We start from the raw sequence: 25,175 nt of genomic DNA on the forward strand, positions 1-25,175 counted from the left end.
GGCCGTCCCGTGGTCCCCGCCGCCCCTGGCAGGCTGCGGATACGCCTCAGCCGCCGTAGGGGGAGGGCCTGGTGTCCGGGACGCGTTCGCCGCCCAGTTCCACCGCGGCGCAGCGCCAGCGGAGGTCGGTGCCCCGTTCCAGGCGGAAGGCCATCGCGCGGACCCGGTCGCCCGCCGCGATGCTCGCGAACGCCTCGACGACCCCGGTGGCCGGCTGGGCGCCGTGGCAGTGGCGGAGGACCGGCTGCACGCCCTCCGCGCCGAACGGGCTGCTGGGCGCGAGTTCGGCGAGCTGGTCGTACGCCTCGCCGATGGTGTGCCCGAGCATCCAGTGGACCGGGCGCCGGCCGCTGAGCACGGCGAGCAGGCGTTCCGCGAACCACTGGTGCGGGCGGGGTTGCCGCGCGGTCCGTTGCCGGACCTGTTGCGGGGGTACGGTGCGGGGCCTTTGCTGGTCGCGTCGTGCGGCGGGCCTGGTCTTGTCCATGCTCATGCTCATCGCCCCCGTGCTGCTCCGAGCCCGGCGGAATACCGGGCGGTAACTTCTGCTGCGGATCTTCTACGGGGGAGGCGGGCGGCGCCGCAAGCCGGGAAAAGGCCCGGTGGGGACGCACGGAGATCACCTATCCGGGTGGCGGCGCCTGTGCCGCAAGGGCGCGGCGAGGGTGAGGGGGCGCCGCGGGGTGGACGAACGGGGACCGCTCAAGGACCCCAACGAGGGACCTCCCACGTATCCTGAGGACGTTTCCGACTACGAAAGCGGCCAGCCATGCGCGTGTACGTCCCCCTGACCCTCTCCGGTCTCGCAGCGGCGCACAGGGCGGGCGAAGTCGGACCCGGGCCGCTGACCGCCTATGCCGTGACGCCCGCGCTGCGTGAGTGGTACGTCTCCGACGACATCGAGGAGCTGGAGTACGCGGCGCTCAACCGGGCCGCCTCCGCCTCGCTGCGGATGATCGCCGGGAACCCGGACGAACCCCGGCGCAGGGTCGTCGTCGCCGTCGACGTACCGGACGGGGCGGCGGTCGCCGACCCCGATCACAGCCTGGAGGGGTCGTCGCTCGGCGAGGTGCGGATCGAAGCCGCCGTGGCGCTGGCGAAGGCCGCCGCCGTCCACGTGGACGCCGATGACGCGGAGAAGGACGTGGCGGCCGCCGCGGCGGTCCTGGGGGCCGCGGACCTCGGTGACGACGACGCGCAGTTCACGGTGGACGGCGCCGAGGACCACGAACTGCTCTGGTTCGGCATCCAGGAGATCCCGAACCTGATCGGCTGACTGTCGGACCCGGCGGGTACGTTCTTCGCATGGGGACGTCAGGGAATCACCGAGCGCATCTGGTCTGGGACTGGAACGGCACACTGCTCGACGACATCGAGGCCGTCATCGGCGCGACGAACGCCGCGTTCGCCGAGATCGACCTCGCGCCGATCACGCTGGAGCAGTACCGCGAGATGTACTGCGTCCCGATCCCCCGCTTCTACGAGCGGCTGCTCGGCCGGCTGCCCACCGAAGCGGAGTGGGAGCGGATGGACGGCATCTTCCATCGCCACTACACCGAGCGGCGGGCCGCCTGCGGGCTCACCGAGGGGGTCGTGGAGCTGCTCTCGCAGTGGCAGCTGGCAGGACACAGCCAGTCCCTGCTGAGCATGTACGGACACGAGGAGCTGGTGCCCGTGGTCCGGGGGTACGGCATCGAGCGGCACTTCGTGCGGGTCGACGGCCGTACCGGCCCTTCCGGGGGCAGCAAGGCGCTGCACATGGAACGGCACTTCGCGGCGCTGGACGGGATATCCCCGCAGCGGTCGGTGGTCATCGGTGACGCGGTGGACGACGCGGTGGCCGCCGCGCACGTCGGGGCGCGAGCGGTGCTCTACACCGGCGGGTCGCACAGCAGGGCCAGCCTGGAGGGCGCCGGGGTGCCCGTGGTGGACACCCTGGCCGAGGCGGTCTCCCTGGCCAGGCTCATGGCGGGCTGAGCGGCGGGCCGCTCGGGAGCTCCTGTCCGCGCACTGTCCAAAGTGTCAAAGTTGGGACCCATCTTTTGTACACATACAGCTCATGACGGTGACGGGGTCAAGAGAGATAGCCTGGTGCCGTGATCAGCGCGATACGCCTCGGGGGCAGCGAAGCCCCCGGCCTGCGCCCGGAGTGCCACAGTGCCCGGGCGATCCGCGCTCTCCGTATCCCGGACCGCCTGCCAGAAATGGCCAATATGGTCCCGGGTATCTCTCATAGCGGCATAGCGTCGACCCAGACCGGATACCCCGTGTCGTGGCGGTACGTCGCCTTTTTCACCTACGTCACGCAACGGCGCGCGACAGGAGCCAGAGGACATGCAGACCAAGCTGGACGAAGCCAAGGCCGAGCTGCTCGCACGGGCCGCCGAGGTAGCTGACAACAGCCCGGGCGGTGGTGTCGGTGGCCCGGGGCAGACCCCTCGGGTACACGTCGCCGGGACGGGTGCCGGGACCGGACAGGGGGCCCGTCCGGGCGAGGGCACCCTGCTCGCCTATCTCCAGCGCTACTACCTGCACACCGCCCCGGAGGACATCAGCGGCCGGGACCCGGTCGACGTCTACGGCGCGGCTTCTTCGCACTACCGGCTCGCCGAGAACCGGCCCCAGGGCACGGCGAACGTCCGGGTGCACACCCCGACCGTCGAGGAGAACGGCTGGACGTCCAGCCACTCCGTGGTCGAGGTCGTCACGGACGACATGCCGTTCCTGGTCGACTCCGTCACCAACGAGCTGTCCCGGCAGGGGCGCGGCATCCATGTCGTGATCCACCCGCAGATCCTCGTGCGCCGCGATGTCACCGGAAAGCTCATCGAGGTCCTCACCGACGTCAACGGCACCGGCCCGGCCCCGAAGGGCCGTAAGAACGCCAAGGGCGCCAAGGAGGACAAGGCCGAGCTGCCGCACGACGCGCTCGTCGAGTCCTGGATCCACGTCGAGATCGACCGCGAGACCGACCGCGCCGACCTGAAGCAGATCACCGCCGATCTGCTGCGTGTCCTGTCCGACGTACGGGAGACCGTCGAGGACTGGGAGAAGATGCGCGACGCCGCTCTGCGCATCGCCGACGACCTTCCCAGTGAGCCGCTGGACGACCTCGCCGACGATGAGGTCGACGAGGCCCGCGAGCTGCTGCGCTGGCTCGCCGCCGATCACTTCACCTTCCTCGGCTACCGCGAGTACGAGCTGAAGGACAGCGACGCGCTCACCGCCGTCCCCGGCACCGGCCTCGGCATTCTGCGCTCCGACCCGCAGCACACCGGCGAGGAGGCGCACCCCGTCTCCCCGTCCTTCGACCGGCTGCCCGCCGACGCCCGAGCGAAGGCCCGCGAGCACAAGCTGCTCATCCTGACGAAGGCCAACAGCCGGGCGACCGTGCACCGCCCCAGCTACCTCGACTACGTCGGCGTGAAGAAGTTCGACGCCGACGGCAACGTCACGGGCGAGCGCCGCTTCCTCGGACTGTTCTCCTCCGCCGCCTACACCGAGTCCGTGCGCCGGGTGCCCGTCGTCCGCCGCAAGGTCGCCGAGGTGCTCGAAGGCGCGGGCTTCTCGTACAACAGCCACGACGGCCGCGACCTGCTCCAGATCCTGGAGACGTACCCGCGCGACGAGCTGTTCCAGACGCCGCCCGACCAGCTGCGCTCCATCGTCACCTCCGTGCTCTACCTCCAGGAGCGCCGCCGGCTGCGGCTGTACCTGCGCCAGGACGAGTACGGGCGTTACTACTCCGCGATCGTCTACCTGCCGCGCGACCGCTACACCACCGGTGTGCGCCTGCGGCTCATCGACATCCTCAAGGAGGAACTGGGCGGTACCAGCGTCGACTTCACGGCCTGGAACACCGAGTCGATCCTCTCCCGGCTGCACTTCGTCATCCGGGTCCCCCCGGGCACGGAGCTGCCGCACCTCACCGACGCCGACACCGACCGCATCGAGGCCCGGCTCGTCGAGGCCGCCCGCTCCTGGGCCGACGGCTTCCAGGAGGCGCTGAACGCCGAGTGCGGTGAGGAGCGCGCCGCCGAACTGCTGCGCCGCTACGGGCACTCCTTCCCCGAGGGCTACAAGGCCGACCACTCGCCGCGCGCGGCCGTGGCCGACCTCGTCCACCTCGAAGCGCTCCAGCGGGGCGAGAAGGACTTCGCGCTCAGCCTGTACGAGCCCGTCGGCGCCGTCGCCCGCGAGCGCCGCTTCAAGATCTACCGGACCGGCGAGCAGGTCTCCCTCTCGGCCGTCCTCCCGGTGCTCCAGCGGCTCGGCGTCGAGGTCGTCGACGAGCGTCCGTACGAGCTGCGCTGCGTGGACCGTACGAGCGCCTGGATCTACGACTTCGGTCTGCGCATGCCGCAGACCGACGGCAGTGGCGACTACCTCGCCGACGACGCCCGCGACCGTTTCCAGGAAGCCTTCGCGGCCACCTGGACGGGCGAGGCGGAGAACGACAACTTCAACTCCCTCGTGCTGCGCGCCGGTCTCAACTGGCGTCAGGCCATGGTGCTGCGCGCCTACGCGAAGTACCTGCGCCAGGCGGGCTCGACCTTCAGCCAGGACTACATGGAGGACACCCTCCGTAACAACGTCCACACCACCCGGCTGCTGGTCTCCCTCTTCGAGGCGCGGATGTCGCCGGAGCGGCAGCGGGCCGGCACGGAGCTGACCGACGGGCTCCTGGAGGAGCTCGACGGTGCGCTCGACCAGGTCGCCTCGCTCGACGAGGACCGCATCCTGCGGTCCTTCCTCACGGTCATCAAGGCCACGCTGCGCACCAACTTCTTCCAGAAGGCGGAGAACGGCCAGCCGCACGGCTACGTGTCGATGAAGTTCGACCCGCAGGCCATCCCGGACCTCCCGGCGCCGCGCCCGGCGTTCGAGATCTGGGTGTACTCGCCGCGCGTCGAGGGCGTCCACCTGCGCTTCGGCAAGGTCGCCCGCGGTGGTCTGCGCTGGTCGGACCGGCGGGAGGACTTCCGTACGGAGATCCTCGGCCTGGTCAAGGCGCAGATGGTGAAGAACACCGTCATCGTGCCGGTCGGCGCCAAGGGCGGCTTCGTCGCCAAGCAGCTCCCGGACCCGGCCGTCGACCGTGACGCCTGGCTGGCCGAGGGCATCGCCTCGTACCGGATGTTCATCTCGGCCCTGCTCGACATCACCGACAACATGGTGGCCGGCGAAGTCGTGCCGCCCGCCGACGTCGTGCGCCACGACGAGGACGACACCTACCTCGTCGTCGCCGCGGACAAGGGCACGGCGAGCTTCTCCGACATCGCCAACGAGGTCGCCGTCGCGTACGGCTTCTGGCTCGGTGACGCCTTCGCCTCCGGCGGCTCCGCCGGTTACGACCACAAGGGCATGGGCATCACCGCCCGCGGCGCCTGGGAGTCCGTCAAGCGGCACTTCCGCGAGCTCGGCCACGACACCCAGACCGAGGACTTCACCGTCGTCGGCGTCGGCGACATGTCGGGTGACGTCTTCGGCAACGGCATGCTGCTCTCCGAGCACATCCGGCTGGTCGCGGCCTTCGACCACCGGCACATCTTCATCGACCCGAAGCCGGACGCCGCCACCTCGTACGCCGAGCGGCGCCGGCTCTTCGACCTGCCGCGCAGCTCCTGGGCCGACTACAACAAGGAACTGCTCTCCACGGGTGGTGGCATCCACCCCCGCAGCGCCAAGTCGATCCCGATCAACGCGCACGTCCGTGAGGCGCTCGGCATCGAGTCGGGGGTCACCAAGATGACGCCCGCCGAGCTGATGCAGAACATCCTCAAGGCCGATGTCGACCTCCTGTGGAACGGCGGCATCGGTACGTACGTCAAGTCGTCCCACGAGTCGAACGCGGACGTCGGCGACAAGGCCAACGACGCGATCCGGGTCGACGGCGAGGAGCTGCGGGCCAAGGTCGTGGGGGAGGGCGGCAACCTCGGCGCGACCCAGCTCGGCCGCATCGAGTTCGCCCGTAACGGCGGCCGGATCAACACCGACGCGATCGACAACAGCGCCGGTGTGGACACCTCCGACCACGAGGTGAACATCAAGATCCTGCTCAACGGGCTCGTCCGTGACGGCGACATGACCGTCAAGCAGCGCAACAAGCTGCTCGCCGAGATGACCGACGAGGTCGGCCGGCTGGTGCTGCGCAACAACTACGCGCAGAACACCGCGCTCGCCAACGCCTGCGCCCAGGCGCCGTCCCTGCTCCACGCCCACCAGCGCTTCATGCGCCGGCTGGGCCGCGACGGGCACCTGGACCGGGCGCTGGAGTTCCTGCCCAACGACCGGCAGATCCGCGAACTGCTGAACACCGGCAAGGGGCTCAGCCAGCCCGAGCTGGCCGTGCTGCTCGCGTACACCAAGATCACGGCTGCCGACGAGCTGATCTCCACCAGCCTGCCGGACGACCCGCATCTGCAGAAGCTGGTGCACGCCTACTTCCCGCAGCAGTTGCGGGAGCGTTTCCCGGAGGCCGTCGACGGTCACGCGCTGCGTCGCGAGATCATCACGACCGTGCTGGTCAACGACACGGTGAACACCGGTGGTTCGACCTTCCTGCACCGGCTGCGGGAAGAGACCGGGGCCTCGATCGAGGAGATCGTGCGGGCGCAGGCAGCGGCCCGCGAGATCTTCGGTCTGGCCCAGGTGTGGGACGCCGTCGAGGCGCTCGACAACCAGGTGGACGCGGATGTCCTCACCCGCATCCGGCTGCACTCGCGCCGGCTCGTCGAGCGTGGTTCGCGCTGGCTGCTGGGCAACCGGCCGCAGCCGGTCCAGATCGCCGAGACGATCGAGTTCTTCCGGGACGGGGTCGAGCAGGTCTGGGCTCAGCTGCCCAAGATGCTCATGGGCGCGGACCAGGAGTGGTACCAGTCGATCCGGGACGAGCTCACCTCGGTGGGGGTCCCGGACGAGCTGGCGACGCGGGTCGCCGGATTCTCCTCCGCCTTCCCGGCGCTGGACATCGTGGCGATCGCGGAGCGCACCGGCCAGGACCCGCTGTCCGTCGCCGAGGTCTACTACGACCTCGCGGACCGGCTGCGGATCACGCAGCTGATGGACCGGATCATCGAGCTGCCGCGGGCCGACCGCTGGCAGTCCATGGCTCGCGCGTCCATCCGCGAGGACCTGTACGCGGCGCACGCGGCGCTCACCGCGGATGTGCTGGCCGTGGGCAACGGGTCCTCGACGCCGGAGGAGCGGTTCAAGGCGTGGGAGGAGAAGAACGCGGCGATTCTGACCCGGTCGCGGTCCACGCTGGAGGAGATCCAGAGCTCGGACGCGTTTGATCTGGCGAATCTGTCGGTGGCCATGCGGACGATGCGGACGTTGTTGCGGACGCACGCGTAGTACCGGGGCGCCGGTGGGCGCCCATGTCCTCAAGCGCCGGACGGGCTGGTTGTGCCGTCCGGCGCTTGAGGGTGCGGGCTACTGCTTGTCCTCAAGCGCCGGACGGGCTTGAGGTGGCCGGACGGGCTGGTTCGTGCCGTCCGGCGCTTGAGGGTGCGGGCTACCGCTTGTCCGGCGCTTGGGGGCGCGGTCAGCGTTTTGGGCGTGGTTTCGTGAATTTCTCGTAGGCGGCTACCACGTCCTTCGCCGGGCCGTCCATGCGGAGTGTGCCTGATTCCAGCCAGAGTGCGCGGTCGCAGGTCTCGATGATCGACTTGTTGCTGTGGCTGACCAGGAAGACCGTGCCCGCCTCCTGGCGGAGTTCCTTGATCCGGTCCTTGCTGCGCCGCTGGAATCTGGCGTCCCCCGTGGACAGCGCCTCGTCGATCAGCAGAACGTCGTGGCTCTTCGCGGCGGCGATGGAGAACCGCAGCCGGGCCCCCATACCGGAGGAGTACGTCCGCATCGGCAGGGTGATGAAGTCGCCCTTCTCGTTGATGCCGGAGAAGTCGACGATGTCCTGGTAGCGCTCGCGGATCTGCCGCCGCGTCATGCCCATCGCCAGTCCGCCCAGGACGACATTGCGCTCGCCGGTCAGATCGCTCATCAGCGCGGCGTTCACCCCGAGCAGCGAGGGCTGTCCCTGGGTGTGGACCCGGCCCCGCGTCGGTGGCAGCAGGCCCGCGACGGCCTTGAGGAGGGTCGACTTCCCCGAGCCGTTGGAGCCGATCAGGCCGATGGCCTCGCCCCTGTACGCGGCGAAGCTGACGCCCTTCACGGCGTGCACCTCCCGCGCTCCCGGGCTCTTTCCGCGGGACACGAGCCGGCTCAGGGCCGAGGTGGCGCTGCCCCTGCCGGTACGGGCACCGTGCACGGTGTACGTGATGTGGACGTCGTCCACGACGACGGTGGGAACACGCGTATCAGGAGTCTCAGCCACGTCCGTACCGCTCCTCGGCCTTCCAGAAGTACACGAAACCGCCGATCGCGCAGACGAGCGCCCAGCCCGTCGCGATGGCCCACACATGGTCGGGCAGCTGCTCGCCGGTGAAGCTGTCGATGAGGGCGAACCGCATCAGGTCGATGTAGACGGCGGCGGGGTTGCAGTCCAGGGCCACCACCACCGCGTGCGGCACCCGGTCGCTCGACAGGTGCGTGTCCAGGCTCCACATCACGCCCGACGCGTACATCCACGTGCGCAGGATGAACGGCATCAGCTGGGCGATGTCCGGGGTCTGGGCGGCGAGCCGGGCCACGACCATCGAGACGCCCGTGTTGAACAGGGCCTGGAGCGCCAGGGCGGGGATCGCCAGCAGCCAGGACGGCTGGGGGAACTGGCCGAACGCGAGCAGGATGAGCAGCAGGACCACCAGCGAGTACAGGAGCTGCTGGAGCTGTTGCAGGGCGAGCGCGATCGGCAGCGAGGCCCGGGGGAAGTGCAGGGCCCGTACGAGCCCGGTGTTGCCGCTGATCGCCCGGGTGCCCGCGGTGATCGTGCTGCTGGTGAAGGTCCAGATGAAGACGCCGGTGACCAGGAACGGGACGAAGTCGGCGACCCCGTTTTTGGTGTTCATCAGGACACCGAAGATGAAGTAGTAGACCGTCGCGTTCAGCAGCGGCGTCATGATCTGCCAGATCTGGCCGAGCTTCGCCTGGCTGTACTGGGCGCTGAGCTTGGCGCCGGCGAACGCCGTGATGAAGTGCCTGCGCCCCCACAGCTGCCCGATGTACGACGTGAGCGAGGGCCGGGCCCCGCTGACGGTCAGCCCGTGCCGGGCGGCGAGTGCGGCCAGCTCGCCCGGTGCGTGGACCGGGACGGGAGCGGGGGCGGCTGATTCCACGGGCGCCGGAGGCGCTGCTGTCTGGCTCACCACGATCGCTTTCGATGAGGGGCTGTGACGGGCTGGCGACGGGACGGAACCGTATCGTCGCAACGCTGAGAGTAGGACGCTTCCACGACGCAACGCAACCGTTTCGTCGTTACGGACTATCATTCCGCCCATGGCCACCGACCCAGGAACCCGACGCCGCACCCCGGCGGGCGCAGCCGTGCTGCGCGAGGACGTGACCGATGCGATCCGTGCCGCGGTCTTCGAGGAACTGGCCTCGGTGGGATTCGCCCGGATGTCGATCGAGGGCATCGCGCGGCGCGCGGGCGTCGGCAAGACGGCGGTCTACCGCCGCTGGAAGTCCAAGCTCTCGCTCGTCCTCGACCTGGTCTCGGCCGTCGCCTCCCAGGGCATGCCCGCACCGGCCACCGGTTCGCTGTATGGGGACGTCCGCGCCGTACTCGAACTGGCCTCGTACGCCCTGCGCCACCCGGTCGCCTCGCAGGTCATCCCCGACCTGCTCGTCGAGGCGGCACGCAACCCGGAGATCTCCGACGCGATCAAGGCCGCCCTGCTCGACCAGCAGCAGGGCGTGGCCGCCGTCGTCGTGCGCGAGGCCGTGGCCCGGGGCGAACTGCCCGAGGGCAGCGATCCCGACCGGGCCCTGGACCTGATCGTCGGCCCGCTGTACTGGCGCCTGGCCGTCGTCCGCGGGGACCTGCCCAAGGGCTACCTGGACGATCTCGCGGCGTCGGCCGTCGCGGCGCTGCGGCGGAGCTGAGCCGCCTGCGGAGGCTTCACGCCCCGTCCGCCAGCAGCCGGTCCGCGACCCGGCCCGCCGCACCCCCGTCGTCCAGGTCGCAGTAGTCCCTGCGGAAGCTCTCGTACGCGTCCGCGTGCCGCGCCGCCAGCACGCCCGTGGTGCGCAGCGCCTGGGCCACCTCGTCCGTGGTGACGAGCAGCGGCCCCGGCGCCCGGGTCTCGAAGTCCAGGCAGAAGCCGCGCACGGTGTCCCGGTAGTGCTCCAGGTCGTAGCTGTGGAAGAGCATCGGGCGGCCGGTGTGCGCGTAGTCGAACACCAGGCCCGCGTAGTCCGTGACCAGCACGTCCGCGATCAGGAGCAGCTCGGCGGTGTCCGGGTGCCCGGACACGTCGAGCACGCCGGGACCGGCCTGCGCGCTGCCCGTCACCCGGGGATGCCTGCGCACCAGTACCGTGTGGCCGGCGCCGAGCGACCGCGCCAGGGCGGCCGTGTCGAGCGCCGGGTCCCAGCGGTACGGGCCGGGCCGGTGGCCGGACGAAGCCGTGGGGTCGTGGGCCAGGTGGTCGCGGTACGTCGGTGCGTACAGCACCACCCGGTGGCCGTCCGGGATGCCCGTCCGGCGCCTGACCCGCTCGGCCGTCTTCTCCCGGTCGGCCGCGAACAGCAGGTCGGCGGCGGGCGAGCCCGCTTCCAGCACCTCACCCCCGTACGCCAGCGCGCGGCGCAGATGCGGGGTGGCGAAACGGCTCGGGGAGACGAGCACCGACCACTGGGCCGCGCGGTGCGGAAGGGAGGCGAGGGCCTGGTGGTCGGCGTAGAGGCTGCCGTCGAGGTCCGTGCCGAAACGGCCGAGCGGGGTGCCGTGCCAGGTCTGGACGACCGTCTGGCCGGGGCGGCGCTCGAACCACCCGGGCAGCTGGTCGTCGGTCACGATGCGGCGGGCCCGCGCCAGTGCCTCGTACCAGGAGGCGCTGTACTCGACGACCGGGACCGCCGTGTCCGGGACGTGCGCCGCCCTTCCCGCCCGCCCGGAGGTGACCCAGAGGTGCTCGACGTCGGTGCCGCGCCGCACCAGTTCGGCGTGGACGGCGCGCGGGGAGTCGCCGCCCGCGTAGAGGACGGCGTCGCGCAGGGGCAGGGCGCGCCGCTCCGGGTAGTGCGTGGTGCGCAGCAGCCGTTGTCGGTACGCGCCCCGCTCGTTGGCGGCCAGGGCCGGGCCCGCGTGCAGGGTCAGCCGGTCGCCGTGACGCCGTTCGAGGGTCAGCTCGCCCTCGCCGCCCGGCCGGTGGAGCGGAAGGCGGGCGGCCAACGACGCCGTGGTGCGTACGGGGAATCCGCCCAGGCGCAGGTCCCAGCGGCCCTCCTGGAGTGCGGCCGCGACGAGCGCGGGTGTTACGGACGCGGTGAAGCGGCCGTCCTGCCGTGTCACCGGGACGGTCGCCGTCTCACGCAGGGCCTCGTGGCGCAGGATGAGCTCGTCCCCCGCCCCCGTTCCCTCGACCAGCAGTCCGCCGTCGGCCGTCCACCGCGCCCCGTCCACGACCGGCTGCCCGGTCACGTCCACCACCAGCTCGCCCGCCGGGCCGGCGGTGGCCGGCGGAGGCAGGTCGGGCGCGGCGGCGAGCGGGGCCCTGGTGCCGTCGGCGAGCAGCAGCAGGGCCCGCCACCGGGCCCCGCCCTCCGGTTCGACCTCGCGGGGAGCGCGGTGCGGCGGCGGGGGGACGGCGGCGAGTTCCGCGAGGGGAACGCGTACGGCGAAACGCCCCGCGTCCCCGCACTCCACCGGGCAGGTCCGTTCCTCCGTGGTGCCGTCCAGGGTGAGCAGCAGCGCTTCCGGCCGCGCTCCGCCGTACAACTGGCCCGTCAGCTCCAGGGTCCCGGTCCCGCCGTCGTGCGCCTGCGCGAGGGCGGGCAGCTGCGACACGGCCAGTTCGAGCCGGCCGTCCCGGTATCCCAGCACCGCCCGCCGGCCGCCGCCCAGGTCGTGGGCGAGCGGCTGGGCCGATGCGGCGTCCACGGCCCGTACGGCGGCGCGCCGCACCACGCCGTGACCGGACACCACCACGCCCACCAACCAGCTGCCGGGCCGCAGTGTGCGCGGATCGACGACCATCTCGAAGCCCGCGCGGTCGTAACTGTGCAGTTCCTGACCCGAGTTCACGGTCGCGACCGGAGCCGCGACGGTCCGCACGGGTACCGTCCGCATCCGCCTGCCCTCCACCGACCGCAGCACGCCCCACTTCAGCGCATGGCGGGCCGTGTCCGCCGGGAGGTTGCGGACGTACGCGTACCCGCGCAGCCGTAGTCGCCCGTCCGCGCCCCACGAGCCACTCAGCAGCCGTGCCACCGCGGGGAGATCGGACCGTCCGAGGCGGGAGTCGCCGTGGGAGACACCGGGGTGGGCGGCCCGGCGCCGGCCGGGCAGGCCCTCGACTGCGAACGTGCCCGCCCCGTTGGTCCGTTCGAAGGCGAGGACGGCCAGCAGATCGTCGACCCTGCGCTCACGCACCAGCCGCCACTTGACGCGCAGCTCCACCGGCAGTCCGTCGAGGGCCGCGCTCCCCGCCCGGTCCAGGAAGGCGCCCGCGTCGGCCATGAACGCGGTGCGGTAGGCGGCACTCCCGAGCGTCATCCCCTCCAGGAAGTACAGGAAGTCGTCGCGCAGGCACGACACGTCGTAGCGCCGCCGCTGCGCCGCGTCCCGGCCGGCCAGGAACGCGCTGACCTGCTCACACGCGGCGATCCTGTCCCGTACGCCCGTCACGTCCGTACGCCGCCGGGTGATCGAGCCCTCCCGCACCCGCCAGTGGTAGACGTGCTCGTGCAGCACATCCACCGAGCCTGCGAGGCAGTGCGCCGGGATCATCACCGGGGTGTCCTCGTAGAGCTTCCCCTCCGGGAACGCGAAGGCGTGGCGGTCCCAGAAGGAGCGGCGGAACACCTTGTTCCAGGCGACCCGGTCCGCGAGGAGGCGGGCGTCGCGGGTGATGTGGGTACGGGAGCGGGTCGCCGTCAGCCAGCGGTACTGCCACGCCTGCTGCCTGCCCCGCTCGGTCAGCCGCCAGACGTTGCCGGTCACCAGGTCGGAGCCCGTGGACTCCAGGGACGCCAGCATCCGTTCGTACGCGTCATGGACGACCACGTCGTCGCTGTCGGCGAACGCCAGGTAGGGGACGCCGGGAGTGGTGTGGCGCACCCCCGTGTTACGGGCCGCGCTCAGCCCCGCGTTGGGCTGGTGGACGCACCGGAAACGGCTGTCCCGCGCGGCGAACTCCTCCGCGATCCGACGGCTGCCGTCCGTGGAGCCGTCGTCGACGAGCACCACCTCGATCGCTTCGAGGGACTGCCCGGCCAGGGACCGCAGGCACTCCAGGAGCCATTCCTCGACGTTGTGGACGGGGACGACGACGCTGAGGAGAGGCTTCATGGTCATGCTCAACCGGGGCGGGCGCCCCGAGTCACCGGCACTGACCCGAACGGGTGAAGGAAAGGGCCGGATCACGTGCCGGCCCGATTACGCTCGGCTGCCATGCTCCTCAGTGTTGTCATGGCCGTCCCTCGTGGACCGGGACATCTGCGCGCCGCCGTGGACTCCGTACTCGACCAGTCGGTACGGGAGTTGGAGCTGATCCTGGTCGCGGGGGGAGCGCCGGACGCCTTCGCCGCCATCGCGGCCGAGTACCAGGAGCGCGACACGCGGGTGAGGGTGCGGGCCCCGGCGGGACACCTCACGGTGGGCGGAGCCCGTAACGCAGGGGCCGCCGAGGCGCGCGGCGACTACCTCCTCTTCCTCGACGGCGACGACCTGCTCCTTCCCAGCGCGCTGGAACGGGCCGCCGGCCTGCTCCTTCCGGGCGCACTGGAACGGGCCGCCGGCCTGCTCCTTCCGGGCGTCCCGCAACGGGCCGACGGCCTCCTGGCGGACGGCCGCCCGGACGTGCTGTGCCTGGGCCACGACCGAGTCGACCGCTGGGGCGAGGTCCGGCCGGGCGCGCCCGACGCCGTCCCCGCCGCACGCAACCAGCTCTTCCGGCGCGCCTTCTGGACCACCCACGGGCTCCGCTTCACCGACGGCCCGTACGCGGACGTCCTCCCCGTCCAGCGCGCGCGCCTGCTGGCGTCCGACGCGGGCACGCTCGCCACCCTCGACCAGCTCTGCGTCCGCCACCGCCTCCCCGCCGCACAGCCGCAGCGGGACCACAGCCCTCTCGCGCTCCTCGGCCTGTACGGACGGCTCCGCACCGAGACCGGCGGCGACCCACGGGCCGGGGCCGCACGCACGGCCCACCTCCGCGCCCTCCTCGACGAGCCCGGAGGCGCCCCGGAAGCCGTCCCCGCCCGGGACCGCGCCGCGCTCTTCCGCGCCTCCGGACTCCCCGGCCCGTACGCCGTCCATCGCGCGCGGACCGCCGCCCGCACCGCCCGCGCCCGCGTCCCCGCCGCCCTTCTCCGGCGCCGGAAGAGGCTCCGCACCGTTGTTTTGCGCGCGGCCTACCGCGCCGACCTGCTGCGGCCGCTGGACCCCCGCCTCGCGGTGTACGGGGCGTACTGGAACCGGGGGGTCGCCTGCAATCCGGCCGCCATCCACGCCAAGGCACTCGAACTCGCCCCGCACATCCGGGGCGTCTGGGTGGTCTCCTCACGCCATCGTGACCGGGTGCCGCCCGGTGTCCCGTACGTGATCGAGGGCTCGCGCGCGTACTGGCGGACCATGGCCACCGCCACGTACCTCGTCAACAACTCCAGCTTCCCCGGCGGATTCACCAAGCGCCCCGGGCAGATCTACCTCCAGACCCACCACGGGACCCCGCTGAAGACCATGGGCCTCGACCAGCGCGCCTATCCCGCCCTCACCAACGGGATCAGCTTCGAGAAGATCGTCGCCCACACCGACCAGTGGGACTACAGCCTCTCCGCCAACCCCCACAGCACGGAGATCTGGGACCGCGTCTACCCGTCCTCGTACGAGCACCTGGAGCTGGGCTACCCGCGCAACGACGTCTTCTTCACCGCCACGGCCGAACGGACCGCGACGATCCGCGCCGGACTCGGCATCACCGCCGGCCAGAAGGCACTGCTGTACGCGCCGACCCACCGCGACTACCGCAAGGGCTTCCTGCCCCGCCTCGACCCGGAACTCCTCGCCCGTGCACTGGGTCCCGGCCACGTCGTGCTGGTGCGCGCCCACTACTTCTACGGACGCACCGCCGGCCTCCCCGCCGGGCGCCACGGCCGCGTCATCGACGTCACCGGGCACCCCTCCGTCGAGGAACTCTGCCTGGCGGCCGACGGGTTGATCACGGACTACTCCTCGCTGATGTTCGACTACGCCTGCCTGGACCGCCCGATCATCGGCTACGCACCCGACTGGGACGCCTACCGGGCCTCGCGCGGCACGTACTTCGACCTGCTCTCGGGCCGCCCCGGAGAGACCCCCGGGGCGATCGCCACCACCCAGGACGAGCTGCTGGACCTGCTGCGGAGCGGCGCGTGGGACTCCGAGCGGACGACGGTGCTGCGCAAGGCGTTCCGCGAGCGGTTCTGTCCGTACGACGACGGGCGTGCCGCTGAGCGTGTGGTGCGACGGCTGTTCCTCGGCGAGGCCCCGGACTGAGGCGCGCCACCACTCGAACGGCGGATCGCGCCCGCAGGGTGCGACCCCTCCGCATCCTCCCGTCGTTGTGCTCAACAGCTGACGCACACGGCAAGGTTGGGAGACCTCATGCACCAGTCCGCCTATGAGCAGATGGAACTCTGCATCGAGGAATATCTGCCCAAGACGCGCAGGCACCGCGTCGTCGACCTCGGCTCGCGGATCTCCGGCAAGCAGACCCGCACGCACAGGGGACTGCTGGCGGGCCACGACATCGACTACTTCGGGGTCGACGTCCTCGACGGACCCAACGTCGACGCCGTGATGACCCGGCCGTACCGCATCCCCGCCAAGTCCCGCAGCGCCGACGTCGTCCTGTCCGGGCAGGCGTTCGAGCACATCCCGTTCTTCTGGGCGTCCATGCTGGAGATCGCCCGTGTCCTCAAGCCCGGCGGCTACGCCTTCATCACCGCCCCCTCGCGCGGCCATGCGCACGACGCCCAGGACTGCTGGCGCTACTACCCCGACGGCTTCCGTGCGATGGCGGCCCACTCGGGGCTCGAACTCTGCGAGGCGTACACCGACTTCCCGCCCACGAAGGGCATCTGGCACGACTACCGGGGCATCGACAAGGGCGCCTACTGGGGTGACTCCGTCGGGGTCTTCCGCAGGCCGCAGCGCTACCCCCGGCTGACGATGTTCGCCGTACGCGCGCTGACCGTGTGGTGGGCCAACCGCGTCGGCGGGGTGGACGCGGTCCCGCTGCCTCGCCCGCTGGACGGCCGGCAGGGGTGCGGCCGGCCGGTGGCGCCCCCGGCCGACGCCCCCGCGTCCGCCGGGACCGGCTCCTGACCCCACGGCCCAACAAGGGCAAATCAATGACAGGTTGACGAAAGATGACATGAGCCGCAATGCGCGCGTACTGTCCCGGGGCATGGCTTGGCGCAACGCCGTCAACGGCGTCCTTCAGCAACTCACCGGGTACCAGCTCAGGCGCGTGTCCGTGCCCGCTCCCCGCACCGTCGCGGCGGCCCCGGCAGCCGCCGCGAGCCCCCCGGCCGCCGCGAAGCCCACGCCGAAGGCCAAGGCCGGTCCGCAGTTCCCGGCGGACTACGACGACGAGGCGAAGGACATCATCCGTGCGGTCAAGCCGTACTCGATGACCTCGCCGGAGCGGCTCAACGCCTTCATCCTCGCCACCCGCCACATCGCCCGCCACAACATCCCCGGCGACATCGTCGAGTGCGGTGTGTGGCGCGGCGGTTCCATGCAGGCGTGCGCGAAGACGCTGCTCTCGCTCGGGGAGACCGAGCGCGACCTGTACCTCTTCGACACGTACGAGGGCATGACCCCGCCCACCGAGGAGGACCTGCGCCTCGACGGCAGGTCGGCGCGGGAACTGCTCGACGCGCAGGGCAAGGACCGGCCGATCTGGGCGGTGGCCTCCCTGGAGGACGTCCAGGCCGGATTCGAGAACGTGCCCTACCCCAAGGAACGCGTCCACTACGTGCGGGGCAGGGTCGAGGACACCGTCCCGGACCGGGCCCCGGAGCAGATCTCCATCCTCCGCCTGGACACCGACTGGTACGCCTCCACCAAGCACGAGCTGGAGCACCTCTACTCGCGTCTGGTGAGCGGCGGTGTGCTGCTGATCGACGACTACGGCTACTGGCAGGGCTCGCGGCAGGCCGTCGACGAGTTCCTGGAGAAGACGGGCGAGCGGCTGCTGCTGCTGCGCATGGACGAAGGCCGCATCGCCGTCAAGCCCTGAGCTCCCTCAAGGAACCCACGAGCCCCGTGCCACACCGGTACGGGGCTCGGTCGTTTCAGCGACTCCCGGCCACCGGCCGTCACCCGAACGACTGCCCTCGGGTGACCGGCGCCCGGCCGGGGTGGTTAGCCCACGGGGTGTGTCCGGCCCTGATCCGCCGGACCCGCCCCAGACCCCCAGGTTGTCCGTCCGGAAGGATCGTGCACAGCGCATGGCACCCCGCCTCACCGTCGTCGTCCCCCTTTACAACGTCGAGGAATACCTCGGTGCCTGCCTGGACTCACTGGCCGGACAGACGATGCCCGACCTCGAGGTCGTCATGGTCGACGACGGCTCCACGGACGGAAGCGGGCGCGTCGCCCGGGAGTTCGCCGCGCGGGACCCGCGCTTCCGGCTGATCACCCAGGAGAACGCCGGACTCGGTGTCGCCCGCAACGCCGGGGTCCTGGAGGCCGACCGGGACGGGGAGTTCCTGACGTTCGTCGACAGCGACGACGTCGTGCCGCCCGGTGCGTACGAGCGGATGCTCGCCGAACTGAGCCGTTCGGGCTCCGACTTCGTCACCGGCAATGTGCACCGGCTCCGCGCCAACGGCGTACTCGAACAGTCCCCGATGTTCCGCAAGCCGATGGAGAAGCCGCGCTCCGCCACCCACATCACCCGGGACTGGGTGCTGCTCGGCGACCGCATCGCCTGCAACAAGGTCTTCCGCAGATCCTTCTGGGACCGTCACGCCTTCGCGTTCCCGGCCGGTGTCCTGTACGAGGACATCGCCGTGGTGCTCCCCGCCCACTTCTTGGCCCGGTCCGTCGACGTCGTCGAGGAACCCGTGTACCACTGGCGGGACCGCGCCGGTTCGATCACGACGCGGCGCGCGGTGCCCCGCGGCATCCGCGACCGGGTCGCCGCCGTCTCCACCGTCAGCGGATTCCTCGCCGCGCGCGGCATGACCGAGGCCAAGCGCCGGTACGACGGGCACGCGCTCTCCGGGGACCTCTGGCTGTTCATCGACGCGCTCCCGGAGGGCGACGCGGCCTTCCACGAGGCGTTCCTCGACCACGCCAACGCGTTCGCCGCGACCGTCGATCCGGCCGTCGTCGACGCACTGCCCCTGCACCTGCGGGTCAAGTGGCAGCTCATCCGGGAGCGCCGGATGCCGGAACTGCTGGACCTCCTCGCGTACGAGAAGTCCGACCGCGACACCTTCCACGTCCGCGGCCTGCTCCGGCCCCGCGCCCAGTACCCGGTCGTCGAAGGACCGCTGCCGCGCCGCGCCACCGCCCTGGGCGGCGCCGACCTCCCCGTACACGCCCACCTCACCCAGGCCGTCTGGCGTGAGGGGCTCCTGCACCTCACGGGGTACGCCTACGTCCGCAACGCGCCCGGCCCGGCCGGCGCCGGCTGGCTGAGGTCGGGCCGCCGCGTCCTCCCGCTGCGTCTGCGCACCTTCGCCACGGACGAGGCCGCAGCCCGGTCCGGCCGCACCCTGCACCGCTACGAACGTTCCGGCTTCGAGGCCGTCGTCGACCCTCGCAGACTCGCCGCCAGGGGCGCGGGGAAGAGCGGCCGCACGACCTGGAAGCTGGAGTCCGTCGTCCTCGGCGGCGGCCGGCCGCGCCGCGGTCCGATGCGGCTCCTCGGCAACCCGGCGGCGCCCGCCGTCGTGTACGCCGGTGAGCGCACCCGGATCGTCCCCCTCCTGTCGGGCAACAAGCTGGAGCTGCGCACCGACCGGATCGACGCCGTCCTCCTCTCGCACACGGCGACCCCGGAAGGCGTACGGATCGAGGTACGGGTCCTCGACGGCAGCGAGCCGACCGCCCTGCGCGTCCAGGAATGGCACACCAAGGAGACCCGGGAGTTCCCCCTCGGGCTCAGCGGTCCTGAGGGCGCGGCGCCCGGCACGGTCGTCGCCGAGGTGCCGCTCACCGCCTTCCGCGGCTCCGACGGGGTGTGGGGGGTCCAACTCGTGGGCGGCAAGCGGCGGGTGACGGTGGCCGCCCGTCCGGAGACCGGGTCCGCGCGGTATCCGCTTCCCGGTGGCCGTGAGATCTACGCGGCCGCCAACCCCTCCGGCGACCTGGTCCTCACCGACCGGAGCGTGCAGCCCGTCGTCGAACGGTTCTCCTGGGCGGACACCGGAGAGCTCGTCCTCGAAGGCGGCCTGCCCGGCCGGTACGCCCGCGGCATCGAGCTCGTCCTGCGGCACAGCGGGCACCAGGAGGAGGCCACCTTCGCGGCACAGACCGTGGCGGACGGCCCGGCGGCCGGATTCCGGGCCGGACTGGACCCGGGGGCCGTCGAAGGGCTCGGCGGAACCCTCCCGCTCTCCGAGGGCCGCTGGTACCTCTTCCTGCGCGAACGCGGCGAGACCGACCCGGACGCCTACCTTCCGCTGCGGGCCGCGACCCCGCTCCACGCCGCCCTGCCGCTCCACCGCGAACCGGACGGCGGCCGGCTCTTCACCCTGGAGCGGCGCTTCCACGACCGGCTCGTCCTGGAGTCGGGCAGCGCACTGCCCGTGGCGGAGCGGGGAGCGTACGCGCAGCGCCGGCTGCGCGAGCGGTACGCGGCCCTGCGCGGCGGGGGCGGGGAACTGCGTCCGGCCGTTCTCTACAGCAGCTTCGACGGACGTCAGTTCTCCGATTCGCCGCGCGCGATCCACGAGGAACTGATCCGCCGCGACACCACGCTCGACCACCTCTGGGTGGTGCGTGACGAGCAGGTCCGCGTCCCGGCCGGGGTGCGCGCGGTCGCCCTGCACAGCGCCGAGTGGCACGAGGCGCTGGCCCGCAGCCGCTGGATCGTCTCCAACACGCATCTGCCCGAGTGGTTCGAGCGGGCCGACGGGCAGTTCGTCGTCCAGACCTGGCACGGCACCCCGCTCAAGCGCATCGGCCGCGACCTAGCCGGCACCCCCACCGCGGACGCCGCCTACATGGCGTCGATGCCGCGGCGGGCCGCCCAGTGGAGCGTCCTCGTCTCGCCGAACACCTTCTCCACCCCGGTCATGCGCCGGGCCTTCGGCCACACCGGCGCCGTCGTCGAATGCGGCTATCCGCGCAACGACCTCCTGTACGCCCCCGACCGGGAGAAGGTGGCCGACGCCGTACGGGAGAGGCTCGGCATCCCCGACGGCAGGCGCGTGATCCTCTACGCGCCCACCTGGCGCGAGGACCGGCCCAAGCAGGGCGGCCGCTACGGACTCGACCTCCAGCTCGACCTGGACGAGGCCGAGAAGGAGCTCGGCGAGGACAGTGTCCTGCTCGTGCGCCGTCACTACCTGGTGGGCGGCAGCATCCCGCAGAGCGCGTTCGTCCGCGATGTGTCGCGCTACCCGGACGTCGCCGAGCTGATCCTGATCAGCGACGTCCTGGTCACCGACTACTCCTCCCTGATGTTCGACTTCGCGGGGACCGGCCGCCCGATGCTGTTCCACACGTACGACCTGGAGCACTACCGCGACACCCTGCGCGGCTTCTGCTTCGACTTCGCCACGCAGGCGCCCGGCCCGCTGATCCCCACATCGGCGGGGGTCGTGGAGGCCCTGCGGGACCTCACACCCGTCACCGAGACCCATCGCGAGGCCTATGCCAGGTTCCGTGAGTCGTTCTGCGACCTCGACGACGGCACCGCGGCGGCCCGGGTCGTCGATCTGATGCTCAAGGGGGAGCAGGTATGAGCACACCGGACTTCAGCTGTGTGGTCACCGGCGGGGGAGGGGCCGCCGCGCTGCGGGCGTCCGTCGACTCCGTGACCGGGCAGAGCCTGCGGGCCACCGAGGCGCTCGTCGTCCTCGGCGCCGACTGCGACCAGGACACCCGGGCGGCAGCCGCAGCGCTCGCCGCGGGCCGCCCCGACCGGGTCCGCCTCCTCGACGCGGACGCGCCCGCGGTCACCACGGCGGCCCTGCGCAACGCCGGAATCGACGCGGCCCGCGGCCGGTACGTCCTCGTGCTCGGCGAGGGCGAACGTCTCCAGCTCCACGCCTGCCGCAACCTCCTGGAGGCTGCCCGGCGCACCGGCGCCGACCTCGTGGCAGGCCGCTGGAGCCGGCTCACCGGGGAGGGCGCGAAGGAGCAGGAGCCCCCCTGGCAGCATCAGTTGTTCGCCCGCTCCCGGACACTCGACCGCTTCACCGACGCACCCGAACTGACCGTCAGGGACGCGCTGGTGACCGGGTTCTGTCTCCGCCGCGAAGCCGTGGAACGGCACGGCCTGCGGTACGCGGAGGACCTCACCCACAGCGAGATCCTGTTCGGCCCCCTGGCGGCCGCCGCGGTCGGCCGGATCACGCTCGTACGCAGACTGACCGTGACCGGGCGGGCGGTGAACGGGCAGGACATCGCCGGACTGATCCAGGCGCACCGGAGGGTGTGCAACACCCTGGTCGCCCAGGGGCTGCACGACCTGCGCGACCAGCGCGAACGTGCCTTCGCCCTCGACCGGCTGGTGCCGCTCGCCCGGACGTTTCCCCGGCTGCCCGCGGCCGACCGGGCCCGGGTCACCGCGTCCACCGCCCGCGGACTGGCCGACAGCGTCCCCGGCCCCGTCCGGGAGACGCTGCCGCCCCTCGAACGGGTCGCCGTCCACCTCCTCGCCCAGGGCGACGCGGACGGCGTACTCGCGGCGGCGTACGCGCTGAACCGGCCGGGGACGGTGGCCGCCCCCCTCGTCACCGGCGACGACGGACGCGTCCACTGGCCCGCCACGGACCCCGGCCGCACGTCCGGCACCGACACCGGGCAGGCACCCGCCGCAGGCCTCGACGTCACCGAACTCGGCCACCAGTACCGCACGTTCGGTGAACTGCGGCTGATGAACCGGCTCACCCGGTGCACTGCCGACGACGGCCGTCTGCTCCTCGAAGGGCACCTGGTCCTGCCCGCCCACGCGGCCCCGGACGCCGGCCTGCCGCTCACCGCGGAGCTGGAGTTCCGCGTGCGGGACGGCTCCCGCGCCTTCCGTTTCCCGGTCGGCGAGCTGCACCGTGAGGCCACCGGCATCCGCTGGCGGACCCACGCCGACCTCACCCGCGTCCTGCGCCCGCTCGGCGCGCGCGACACGCTCTGGGACGCCCGCCTGTTCGTCGAGGCCGGCGGCACCCGGTCCGTCAGCGACCTCTTCGCCCCCCACGACCTGCTGGACCGGCCGGACCGTTTCGCCGCCCGGCCCCGGCTCGGACGGCTCGCCGGGGACACCTGGGAGCCCTACGTCACGCTCAAGGACCACCTGGCGCTCCGGCTCGTGCCCCGCAACCGCCCGGCCCGCGCCCTGCGCCGCCTCGTCCACTACGCCACCCACTTCCGCCCCGCCCGCAAGGCCCAACTCCTGCTGCGGGCCCTGCGCAAGAGGCGCGACCGGTGGCGCTCGCGCGGCTTCAAGGCTCCCGTCTACAACACCTGGCTCTGCCGGCTGCCCGTACGCAAGGGCTCCGTCGTCTTCGAGAGCCACATGGGCAAGTGTTACGGCGACAGCCCCCGCGCGATCCACGAGGAAGTGCGCGGCCAGGGCCTCCGGCTGCACTGCGTCTGGTCGTACGAGAGCTCTCCCAAGGGCTTCCCCGCCGACGCCCGGCTCGTACGCCGCTGGTCGTGGCGGTATCTGTGGGCCCTGGCCCGGGCCGAGTACTGGGTCGACAACCAGGGTTTCCCGCAGAATCTGCGCAAGCGCCCCGGCACCACGTACCTCCAGACCTGGCACGGCTCGGCGTACAAACGCATGGGCTTCGACGAGACCCGCGTACGGATGCAGAACGCCCCGCAGCGCCACCGCCTCCAGGAGGCCGTGCACCGCTTCGACCACTTCCTCGTCCGCTCCGAGCACGATGTGAACACCCTCGCCCGCGCCTACCGGCTCCCCGCCGAGCGGCTGCTGGCCACCGGCTACCCCCGTAACGACGCCCTGCTCGCCGCGCGGGCCAGGGACGAGGCCGAGGGGCGGTTGCCGCGCCCCCCGCTCGCGGACGCGCTCGGCATCCCCGACCACAAGAAGACCGTGCTGTACGCGCCGACGTTCCGCGGGGGCCCCGGGAAGCGCAAGCGGCGCCGGCTCCCGCTGGACGTCGCGCGCTTCGCGGAACGCTTCGGCGACGAGTACACCCTGCTGGTACGGGCCCACTACCTGGAGGCCGCACGGCTGCCCGTGTGCCCGCCCGGCACGGTGCTGGACGTCTCCGCCCACCATGACGTCACCGAACTCCTCACGCTCGCCGACGTGCTGATCACCGACTACTCGTCGATCATGTTCGACTACACGCTGCTTGACCGGCCCGTCGTCCTGTTCGCGCCCGACCTCGACGCGTACGCCACCGCCCGGGGCAGCTACTTCGACCTGCGGGAGAAGGCGCCGGGGCCGGTGGTGGAGACGGAGGACGAACTGTTCGCGGTGATGGGCCGTCTGAAGGCCACCGACACGGCGTACCAGGAGGCGCGCGCCGCGTTCGCCGAGGAGTTCGGCGGCTACGACAAGGGCGACGCGGCGCGGACCGTCGTCGCCACCGTCTTCGCCCGTCACCTCTCACGTACCCCCAGGGAGGCCGGCCGATGAGCCGCAGCCGTGACGTGTTCATCGTCTCCAACAGCACGGACGAACTCGGCGGAGTCACCGGCTGGACGCACCGGACGGCCCGGCTGTTCCAGCAGCGCGGGCACCGGGTGCAGGTGATCGGCATCCACGCCTCGGAGCTGAAGATGGCGCTCCCCGACCCTCCCGGCTACCCCGTCACCGCCCTGTACCCGGCCCACCCGCCGACGCCGTGGGCGCCGAAGGGCCTGCGGGACCGCTTCCGGGTCCCCGCGCGCCGCCGCGAGGCGGCCAGGGCCGAGGAGAAGCGGCGCGCGGTCCGGCGGCTCTCCGAGATCTTCCGCACGGCGAGCCCCGGGGCCGTCGTCCTCGTCACCCAGGTGTGGGCCATGGAGTGGGTCGGCGAGGCCGACACCGGCGGCCACCGGGTCATCGGGATGAGCCACGAGTCGTACGACTACTCCCGCGCGAGCCACCGCTACCGGTGGATCAAGAACCACTACAGCGCCCTGGACCGCTGGCTCGTCCTCACCGAGGAGGACGCCGACATCTGGGCGGGCGACGGGATGAACAACGTCGGATTCATGCCGAACGCCCTGGCCGGTCTGCCCGAAGTGCCCTCCCCGCGCACCGCGAAGCGCGTGGCGAGCATCGGCAGGCTCAGCGACCAGAAGGGCATCGACATGCTCCTGGACACCTGGGCGCTGGTGGCCCCGCGGCGGCCGGAATGGAGGCTCGGGGTGTACGGGGCGGGCGAGGACGAGGCGGAACTGAGGGAGCAGTGCACCCGGCTGGGCCTCGACGGGTCGGTCGACTGGATGGGCCGCACCGACGACGTGCCGGGAGCCCTCGCGGACGCCTCGGTCTTCGTCCAGTCCTCGCGCGGCGAAGGCTTCCCGCTGGCGCTGATGGAGGCGATGGCGAGCGGGGTGCCGTGCGCCGCCTTCGACTGCGCGCCGGGCGTACGGGAGATCGTGCGCGACGGCGAGGACGGCCTGCTCGCCGCGGCCGGGGACATCGGCGCCCTGGCCGACCGGCTGCTGCGGCTGACCGGAAACCCCCGGATGCGGGACTCGATGGGGGAGCGGGCGCGGATCAATGTGCAGCGCTTCTCCGAGGCGGAGACCGTGCGGCGCTGGGAAGAGCTCTTCGCCTTCCTGGAGCGCTGAGGGCGGTGGGGGGGGGGGGGGGGGGAGCAGACCCGGACCCCCCATGCGGTCCTCTCCACCCACGGGCGGGGTTGCCAACACCGCCCCAGGGGGAAACCAGCCTACTCCCCCCCCCATCCTACGGGGCAAA

The 25,175-nt window shown here is 71.9% G+C and carries 14 protein-coding genes; 10 read left to right on the top strand and 4 right to left on the bottom strand.

Annotated elements, in window-relative coordinates; translation table 11 throughout:
• Positions 1-46 precede the first annotated feature (46 nt).
• Complete coding sequence (locus AC07FA_RS00090) at positions 47-493, bottom strand: Rv3235 family protein (protein ID WP_479072401.1); 447 nt, start codon at positions 491-493, stop codon at positions 47-49.
• Positions 494-769: 276 nt separating this feature from the next.
• Between AC07FA_RS00090 and AC07FA_RS00095 the strand changes: the two genes are divergently transcribed.
• From AC07FA_RS00095 to AC07FA_RS00105, 3 genes are all read left to right on the top strand, one after another.
• On the top strand, positions 770-1,276 hold the full coding sequence (locus AC07FA_RS00095; protein WP_479072402.1) for a DUF6912 family protein: 507 nt from the start codon (positions 770-772) through the stop codon (positions 1,274-1,276).
• A gap of 29 nt (positions 1,277-1,305) precedes the next feature.
• Entirely contained in the window at positions 1,306-1,977 is a 672-nt protein-coding gene (locus AC07FA_RS00100) for an HAD family hydrolase (RefSeq protein ID WP_479072403.1), read from the top strand.
• Between the two features lie 357 nt (positions 1,978-2,334).
• Positions 2,335-7,356: an NAD-glutamate dehydrogenase gene (locus AC07FA_RS00105; RefSeq protein WP_479072404.1), complete on the top strand. Its 5,022-nt coding sequence runs from the start codon at positions 2,335-2,337 to the stop codon at positions 7,354-7,356.
• A gap of 190 nt (positions 7,357-7,546) precedes the next feature.
• On the opposite strand, the gene AC07FA_RS00110 is transcribed toward AC07FA_RS00105, so the two are convergent.
• Together AC07FA_RS00110 and AC07FA_RS00115 are read right to left on the bottom strand one after the other, a co-directional pair.
• Complete coding sequence (locus AC07FA_RS00110; RefSeq protein WP_479072405.1) at positions 7,547-8,335, bottom strand: ABC transporter ATP-binding protein; 789 nt, start codon at positions 8,333-8,335, stop codon at positions 7,547-7,549.
• Positions 8,328-9,269, bottom strand: a complete 942-nt coding sequence (locus tag AC07FA_RS00115) for an ABC transporter permease (protein WP_479072406.1) — start codon at positions 9,267-9,269, stop codon at positions 8,328-8,330. The genes AC07FA_RS00110 and AC07FA_RS00115 overlap by 8 nt, the downstream gene beginning before the upstream one ends.
• Before the next feature lie 127 nt (positions 9,270-9,396).
• Here AC07FA_RS00115 and AC07FA_RS00120 point away from each other — a divergent pair, with 127 nt between their 5' ends.
• Positions 9,397-10,005, top strand: coding sequence for a TetR/AcrR family transcriptional regulator (locus tag AC07FA_RS00120; protein WP_479072407.1), 609 nt, complete (start codon positions 9,397-9,399; stop codon positions 10,003-10,005).
• Between the two features lie 16 nt (positions 10,006-10,021).
• Here AC07FA_RS00120 and AC07FA_RS00125 read toward each other — a convergent pair whose 3' ends face one another.
• Positions 10,022-13,414 carry a bifunctional glycosyltransferase/CDP-glycerol:glycerophosphate glycerophosphotransferase gene (locus tag AC07FA_RS00125; protein WP_479072408.1) on the bottom strand — a complete coding sequence of 1,131 codons (3,393 nt, stop codon included), beginning with the start codon at positions 13,412-13,414 and terminating at the stop codon, positions 10,022-10,024.
• A 102-nt stretch (positions 13,415-13,516) separates the two neighbouring features.
• Here AC07FA_RS00125 and AC07FA_RS00130 point away from each other — a divergent pair, with 102 nt between their 5' ends.
• The 6 genes from AC07FA_RS00130 (at position 13,517) to AC07FA_RS00155 (ending at position 25,045) form a co-directional block, all read left to right on the top strand.
• A complete protein-coding gene (locus AC07FA_RS00130) occupies positions 13,517-15,601 on the top strand; it encodes a bifunctional glycosyltransferase/CDP-glycerol:glycerophosphate glycerophosphotransferase (protein WP_479072409.1) in 2,085 nt (694 codons plus the stop codon).
• A gap of 108 nt (positions 15,602-15,709) precedes the next feature.
• Entirely contained in the window at positions 15,710-16,432 is a 723-nt protein-coding gene (locus AC07FA_RS00135) for a methyltransferase domain-containing protein (RefSeq protein ID WP_479072410.1), read from the top strand.
• Positions 16,433-16,481: 49 nt separating this feature from the next.
• Positions 16,482-17,351 (top strand): TylF/MycF/NovP-related O-methyltransferase, encoded by an 870-nt coding sequence (locus AC07FA_RS00140; RefSeq protein ID WP_479072411.1) that lies wholly within the window; start codon positions 16,482-16,484, stop codon positions 17,349-17,351.
• 211 nt (positions 17,352-17,562) lie between these two features.
• Positions 17,563-21,033: a bifunctional glycosyltransferase/CDP-glycerol:glycerophosphate glycerophosphotransferase gene (locus AC07FA_RS00145; RefSeq protein WP_479072412.1), complete on the top strand. Its 3,471-nt coding sequence runs from the start codon at positions 17,563-17,565 to the stop codon at positions 21,031-21,033.
• Positions 21,030-23,900 carry a bifunctional glycosyltransferase/CDP-glycerol:glycerophosphate glycerophosphotransferase gene (locus AC07FA_RS00150; protein ID WP_479072413.1) on the top strand — a complete coding sequence of 957 codons (2,871 nt, stop codon included), beginning with the start codon at positions 21,030-21,032 and terminating at the stop codon, positions 23,898-23,900. Before AC07FA_RS00145 ends, AC07FA_RS00150 begins: the two co-directional genes overlap by 4 nt.
• Complete coding sequence (locus AC07FA_RS00155) at positions 23,897-25,045, top strand: glycosyltransferase (RefSeq protein ID WP_479072414.1); 1,149 nt, start codon at positions 23,897-23,899, stop codon at positions 25,043-25,045. The genes AC07FA_RS00150 and AC07FA_RS00155 overlap by 4 nt, the downstream gene beginning before the upstream one ends.
• The last annotated feature ends 130 nt before the right edge of the window (positions 25,046-25,175 follow it).

It is taken from the genome of Streptomyces sp. NPDC045968 (assembly GCF_056430475.1).